This is a genomic window from Cronbergia sp. UHCC 0137, assembly GCF_034932285.1.
Taxonomy (GTDB): Bacteria; Cyanobacteriota; Cyanobacteriia; order Cyanobacteriales; family Nostocaceae; genus Cronbergia.
In genome coordinates this window covers 120,652-128,048 of the sequence record NZ_JAYGHC010000004.1, presented here as the reverse complement: position 1 = coordinate 128,048, position 7,397 = coordinate 120,652, and the positions used below count along the sequence as shown (strand labels likewise).

Below are 7,397 nucleotides of genomic sequence, written 5' to 3'. Positions count from 1 at the left end.
CCCTAATTAGGAACGGCAAATTAATATTTGTCGGGGTGATTCTGAAGTGAAAGGTGTTAGATCATAATCACCAAACCAATGTTCGATTGTAAACCCGTTATACTTCAGCAGCATATCTAGCTCTTTTGGGAAATATAACCGATACTTTATTTCTTCTACAATTTCTTGTTTTTGTCCTGTTAATTGGAAAAATAGCTTCCAAATCCATATTTGTTGAGGCAAATGTAATTCATTTTCATAAGTTACTACGACTGTACCTTTTCCGTCAGGATCTTCATATACTGAATATAAGTTTCGAGTTTTAGATAATAAGAATTCCAGGTTATCTTCTTGCAAATAATTTTCTAGTTCAATAATAAATCTGCCGTCTGGCTGTAGATATTTACGAACCAATTTCAAGCAATTCTCAATTGATTGTAAATCTGAAAGATGTCCCAGGGTGTTGAAAGGAATTATTATCAGGGAGAACTGCTGATCAAGGGCAAAGTTTTGGACATCAGCTTGTATCCATTCTACTTGAGAGCATTTTCTTCTAGCTTCTTCTAGCATAGATTCGGAAATATCAATCCCCGTCACCTGCCAACCTTGTTCTGCTAAACTAATGGAAATTCTACCATTACCACAACATAATTCTAAAATTGGCTCACCATAACGATTTGCCATATCCATCCAAAAAGGAATGTCACGAACTAGTATATCGGGTTCAAGGTAATTATTCTCATAAAGTAGATTGTAATGTCTCCCATCATATAAGATAGACTCATTATTATAAATCTTGCTCACACTTTCTAATTTAGAGTCAATTTGTAATTTATCAAAAATTGATACAATTTGATTTTTTTCACTATTCATCTGTGATTAGTCCCTGTTTTAATTGATGAAAATTTTTAGGTTAGAATACTAGGATTTTTTTGAAAATAACTCAAATTCAGAAATTTTTATTTCTAAATTTTCAACAAGCTGCTGAAGAATATTTTGATAGTCACTAAAAAACTGCTCTATGCTTTCCGATGTAAATAAATTTGTACTGTAATATGCTAAAATTTTCATAACTGAATAATCTGCTTTCGGTGAGTAAATATAAATTTCTAGCGGATTCTCCTCTTCATTCCAAAGTTCACCTTGATTTACAAGTGCTATGGGTTCTGACTCAAACATTTCACCTTGCCCAGAAATTGGTGGAATCATACTCACAAATGGGGTTTGCAGCGATTTGAGACCGCTGATATTATTAAACACATTATTTACAGGAATATCTTGATGAGCGATCGCTTCACTAACTGTCTGTTTAACCTGTTGTAGAAGAGTTTGTCCTGTTTTCGAGTCATCAATGTGGGAGTACAAATAAAGACAATTAAAAAAGCAACCCATCATTTTTTCAACTACTGGAGTTCGGCGATTAGCCGTTATCCCCGTGACTATAATTTCTGTTTGTCCACTCAATTTAAACAAGAGTATCTTTAGAGCTGTCAAAATAATGACGAAATTGGTAACTCCTTGGGAACGGCTGAGGGATGTGATGGCAATTCCCAGACTCTCTGGCAGTTCTAGAGAATATAAAGATGCATATTGACTGCTGGTGGTTTGCTGTGGCTGTTTAGTAGGTAGGAGATTGAGTGGTGTGGGAATATTAGCCAGCTTTTTCTGCCAATAAGCAAGCTGCTTTGCCAGTAACCCTGGGTTTAACCACTGTTGCTCCCAGATAGTGAAATCCCCATACTGAATAGGTTGTTCAGGTAAGGGTGTTCGCGTAGCGTCTCGCAGAGAAGGCTTACCAATGGAGAAGGCGCTATAGATAATTTCTAACTCTTGAAGCCAGATTCCCATTGACCAGCCATCTGTAATTATGTGGTGTATTGTGACTAATAGCTGATACTTCTCTTTTGCCAACTGAAGCAAGGTTGTCTTCATCAGAGAGCCAGATGCTAGATTAAATTTGTGGCGGGCTTGTTGAGTAAAAACTCTTTGAACCGCCGCATCTTGCTCTACTGGAAGTAGATGCTGTAAATCTAGTATCTCTAGAGGTACGGTAAGGGATGGAGCAACGACCTGCTGGGGTTGACCTTGTACAATAGTAAAGTTAGTACGTAGAATTTCGTGTCTACGAATAATCTCATTGATGCTTTGCTCCAAGACATTGGCAGAGAGCGGAATAGTGAAATGTAGAATCATAGGGCAGTTGTAACCGCAGCTGTCTGGATTCAACTCTACTGACTCCCATATAGACTTTTGTGCAGAAGACAAGGGTAGATGTTGCTCTCGTGGGACGTGTACCAGAGGTGGAAGGGCATCAATCACCATACTCCTGGATTCAATTAGGCGTGAATTTTCGATGTATTGACTGACTGAAGCTATGGTAGGTGTCGTAAATAGATAATCAAGAGGAGGTTGGATAGAAAAGGCTTGCTCAATACGTGAGACAATAGAGGTGGCAAGCAGTGAGTGTCCCCCCGATTCAAAAAAGTTGTCTTTAATACCTACTTGTTGCAGTCCCAGAACTTCAGACCAAATAGCAGCTAGGATTTTTTCAGTAGGCGTGCTAGGGGCGACAAAATTTTCTGCTTGGTCTGGTCTAGTAGCATCAGGAACTGGAAACGAGGAGCGATCGATTTTGCCATTAGGGGTTAGGGGTAAAGCATCCAACATGACAAAGCGATCAGGTATCATATACACAGGCAGTTTTGCTTGTAAAAAACTGCGGAGAAGCGGTATTAGCTTTTGCTCAGACAGTACGCTGCTTTGTGGGTTTTCAACTAAATAGGCAACTAGGCGCTTGTCACCTGGAATATCTTCTCTAACGATCACAACAACTTCCTGCACTTCTGGATGTTGAGTTAGTGCAGCCTCAATCTCGCCCAGTTCAATACGGAAGCCGCGAATCTTTACTTGATGGTCGATACGTCCGAGAAACTCAATGTTGCCATCAGGTAGATAGCGGGCTAAATCACCAGTTTTGTAGAGACGAGAACCTGGTTCATTGCTCAAGGGGTTGGGGATAAATTTCTCCAGAGTTAAATCGGGACGGTTAAGGTATCCCCGTGCCAGCCCATCTCCATCGATGTACAGCTCTCCAGGGACACCAATGGGGACAGGTTGCTTTTGAGCATCCAGCAGAAAACAGCGCGTATTGGAGATGGGGCGACCTATGGGAATAGTTGTATCCTCTTCTGCGACATCCTGTACCAAGTACCAGGTGGCGAATGTTGTACTTTCTGTCGGTCCATAAACATGAAGCAATCGCTGAGGTGGCCCATTCTTCAGTACTTCTTTGACCCACCTTGGCTCGACTGCCTCTCCTCCAAATAGAAGATGTTGTACCGAACGAAAAGCTGAGGGAACAACACTCGCCATTTGATTAAATAAGGCGGTTGTCAAAAACAACACGCTGATTTCTTGCTTTTGAATAAACTGTGCAAAGTCATTGGGTGAAAGAACCACATCCTTAGAAACCCCAATGAGCTTCGCCCCGTGAAGTAGCGCTCCCCAAATCTCAAAGGTGACAGCATCGAAGGAAAAGTTTGACGCGAAGGCAACTACATCTTGGCATTGTAAATTGATGTAATTCGTATTAAGTACCAAGCGGTTTACTGCTCGGTGAGGAATCGTCACCCCTTTGGGCTGACCAGTTGAGCCAGAGGTGTAGATGACATATGCTAGGTTATCAGGCGACACGTCGCTCGTGGGGTTTGACTTCACCTGGTGGGCAATTTTTACCCAATCAGAATCCAAGCAGATGGTATGTGCAGAGTATTGGGAAAACTCCTCGGACAGATGCGCCTGGGTAAGCAGCACTGGCACGGAGGAGTCTTCCAGCATATAAGCCAAGCGCTCAGACGGATACCCTCGGTCTAGGGGAACATAAGCACCACCTGCTTTAAGGACACCAAGAACTCCCAATATCATTTCTAGGGAACGTTCAACGCAGATACCCACTAACACTTCTGGCCTAACGCCCAAGCTTTGCAGGTGATGTGCTAGCTGATTGGCTCTGGCATTAAGTTCTTGGTAGGTCAGCTGTTTCCCTTCAAAAACCACAGCGATCGCTTTTGGAGTGCGTTCCACCTGCTCTGCAAATAGCTGATGAATACACTTATCTTGAGGATAATCACGCTGAGTGTCATTCCACTCGATTAATAACTTGTGCTGTTCTGTCTCGGTAAGAAGTTGTCCGCTATCAAGTTGTTGTTTTAGATGAGCCACTAGTATTTTTGAATCATTAAAATGCTCATTCATAAGTAACCCTCTGATAAAGAATTATGCTCCTGTTTTCAATGAAATGCCTACAGAATAAGGCTTTTACTGATTTTTAACTGGTTGTTCCATAGAAATAACCTAAGAACCCACTACCTCAACTAAGGTATCTGGTGCTATTGTCTGGAGATGCCAGTCAGTGATTTCTTCACCAGGTATCAAAACCGGAGTGCCAGGAGGGATTTTTTTGATGCTTTGACAACTCACTAGCCCCTTTGCTTCCTGGAGAAAAACTTCTTTTCTTGTGGATGCAAAAAAAGCCTCTCTCGGTAAACAGCGCATCACCGGAGTTCTCATTAAAATCTGCTCGTCAAATAATTCTCTGGGCGCTTGAGGAGCCAGAGTTGTGTAAATTTCTGCCAAGACCTTTAGCTACATGGACAAAATCATCATCAGTATTTTGAAATGAGAAAATTAGTAGTACTCCTCTGGGATCAAAATATTCAAAATAAACACCACTTTCATAGAGTAATTTAGCTAGATGATCACCGGAAATGCGATCGCTATACAAAAACAGTTTGAATGGATCGGACACCTGGTCATCATAAGTTAAAGTATTTCCCCAATTATTTAGCAGACACCGTAATTGATCACAATTGCCAGCCACCTTGTGAAAAATAGATTTTCTCTCATCTCCAAAAGCCAGATGAATAGCTTCTTCTATACTTAATAATAGGAGATTACTCCTTGATGTAGTTTCAAACAATGCCAGGGCGGTGAGTGCTTCTTCCTCGGTAATTACTGAGGCTTCCGGTAAGTGAATTAATGCTGTTTGCACAAGACTACCAACGAACTTGTGCAGGCTATGAACAACTAAGTCACATTCTAATGTCACTGCTGATGTTTCTGCTTCTAAGAAAGGAAAATGAGTGCCATGTGCTTCGTCGAGCATGAACTCAATATTTTTACCTCGGCAATATTTGGCAATCTTCTCTAAGTTAGTTATTTTTCCATCATAGCTAGGATAGGTTAAAAATAGTGCAGTTACTTCTTCCCCTGCTGTTTCTAATGCTTGAATAACTTCTTCATCTGTGGGCATGAAGGAACGAGATGGAATAAAAAATGGTTCTGTTCCCGAAAGGATAAATCCATGAATTATCGCTAGGTGACTATTTAGACCAATAGCAACTTTTCGATGTTTTCTTGCCAATAAACTACAGGCTATTAAAATTCCTTGTGTAGCTCCTCCAGTAATAAAAAATGTCCGTTTTGTTCTATATAAACTAGAAATATACTTTTCTACATTGTCAAATTCGTCACGGTTAAAAAACGGTAAATCATAGCCATAAATGCGATCATCAAAATGTTCCGATTCTCCTTTATATCCTTGATGAGCAGGAGTGTGAAGCCTCAGTTTTGTTAATGATTCATGAGACGAAATCATCTGAAAAGTAAGTAATTTATCATTCATCTAGGACTCCTATTTGATTATTTAACAGTATAGGTTTTATTCACGATTCAAAATCTTAGTCATAATCAGCATTCTGAATAAAGCTCCAATTTTAAATTTATTGAGTACAGTTTATTAGCTCTTCAATTTGCTAAGTTATAAATCCTCAGTTGCAAACAACTTCTTTAGTGGAACTTAAGATTAGACTGTTTCCTAAACACTACTTCTTTAACTCATGACTTTAACTAAGGTATCTGGTGCTATTGTCTGGAGATGCCAGTCAGTGATTTCTTCGCCAGGTATCAAAATCGGAACGCAAGGGGGAATTTTTTTGATGCTTTGACAACTCACCAATCCTTTTGCTTCCTGGAGATAAACTTCTTTTCTTGTGGATGCAAAAAAAGCCTCTCTTGGTAAACACCGCATCACCGGAGTTCTAATGAAGATATGCTCGTCAAATAATTCTCTGGGCGCTTGAGTAGCCAGAGTTGTGTAAATTTCTGCCAATACTTTAGCTACATGGACAAAATCATCATCAGTATTTTGAAATGAGAAAATTAGTAGTACTCCTCTGGGATCAAAATATTCAAAATAAACACCACTTTCATAGAGTAATTTAGCTAGATGATCACCGGAAATGCGATCGCTATACAAAAACAGTTTGAATGGATCGGACACCTGGTCATCATAAGTTAAAGTATTTCCCCAATTATTTAGCAGACACCGTAATTGATCACAATTGCCAGCCACCTTGTGAAAAATAGATTTTCTCTCATCTCCAAAAGCCAGATGAATAGCTTCTTCTATACTTAATAATAGGAGATTACTCCTTGATGTAGTTTCAAACAATGCCAGGGTGGTGAGTGCTTCTTCCTCGGTAATCACTGAACCTGCCGGTAAGTGAATTAATGCTGTTTGCACAAGACTACCAACAAACTTGTGCAGGCTATGAACAACTAAGTCACATTCTAATGCCAAGGCTGATAAATTTTCTTCCTCTAAGAAAGGAAAATGAGTGCCATGTGCTTCATCAATTATCAACTCAATATTTCTACTACGGCAGTATTGGGAAATCCTGCCTAAGTCCGTCGTGATGCCATCATAGCTAGGATGTGTTAAAAAAAGTGCAGTCACAGATCCATCTGCTGTTTCTAATGCTTGAATAACTTCTTCATCTGTGGGCATGAAGGAACGAGATGGAATAAAAAATGGTTCTGTTCCCGAAAGGATAAATCCATGGATTATCGACAGGTGACTATTTAGACCGATGGCAACTTTGCGGTGTCTTCTTGCCAGTATGCTACAGGCAATTAAAACTCCTTGGGTGGCTCCTCCAGTCAGACAAAATGTATGTTTAGTTTTATACAAACTAGAAATGCGCTTTTCTACATTGTCAAATTTATCACGGTTAAAAAAGGGTAAATCGTAAGCATAGATGCGATCGCCAAAATATTCAGATACTCCTGGAACTCCTTGATGAGCAGGAGTGTGGAGCCGAACTTTTATTTCTGGGGAATGAGATGCAATCATCTGATAAGTGGACAATTGGCCATCCATGTCACTCGCTTTAGGTTCCATAAGCCTGCTGTTTGACCTTTAATTTACTCAATTGAAGAGCATCCCAAAATTGTAAAAATCCTGTTGAGTTAAGCTAGTCTGACTTTGCTATTCTCCGTAGGAATAAATTTACCCAAGTGAGATGCTCTCTCCTCCCTCGGTTTTGAGTTTTGCTGACAAGTGTTAGCAGCGACTGAAA

At 40.1% G+C, this 7,397-nt stretch carries 5 protein-coding genes; all 5 read right to left on the bottom strand.

What is annotated here, in order from left to right; translation table 11 throughout:
* Positions 1 to 6: 6 nt before the first annotated feature.
* The 5 genes from VB711_RS03015 to VB711_RS02995 all read right to left on the bottom strand — a co-directional run bounded on the left by VB711_RS03015 (position 7) and on the right by VB711_RS02995 (position 7,219).
* Positions 7 to 852: a class I SAM-dependent methyltransferase gene (locus VB711_RS03015; protein WP_323284212.1), complete on the bottom strand. Its 846-nt coding sequence runs from the start codon at positions 850 to 852 to the stop codon at positions 7 to 9.
* Positions 853 to 900: 48 nt separating this feature from the next.
* Positions 901 to 4,233 carry an amino acid adenylation domain-containing protein gene (locus VB711_RS03010; protein WP_323284211.1) on the bottom strand — a complete coding sequence of 1,111 codons (3,333 nt, stop codon included), beginning with the start codon at positions 4,231 to 4,233 and terminating at the stop codon, positions 901 to 903.
* Between the two features lie 99 nt (positions 4,234 to 4,332).
* Positions 4,333 to 4,548 carry a hypothetical protein gene (locus VB711_RS03005; protein WP_323284209.1) on the bottom strand — a complete coding sequence of 72 codons (216 nt, stop codon included), beginning with the start codon at positions 4,546 to 4,548 and terminating at the stop codon, positions 4,333 to 4,335.
* Between the two features lie 13 nt (positions 4,549 to 4,561).
* Entirely contained in the window at positions 4,562 to 5,662 is a 1,101-nt protein-coding gene (locus tag VB711_RS03000; RefSeq protein WP_323284207.1) for an aminotransferase class I/II-fold pyridoxal phosphate-dependent enzyme, read from the bottom strand.
* 207 nt (positions 5,663 to 5,869) lie between these two features.
* Positions 5,870 to 7,219 carry an aminotransferase class I/II-fold pyridoxal phosphate-dependent enzyme gene (locus VB711_RS02995; RefSeq protein ID WP_323284206.1) on the bottom strand — a complete coding sequence of 450 codons (1,350 nt, stop codon included), beginning with the start codon at positions 7,217 to 7,219 and terminating at the stop codon, positions 5,870 to 5,872.
* Positions 7,220 to 7,397: the final 178 nt, after the last annotated feature.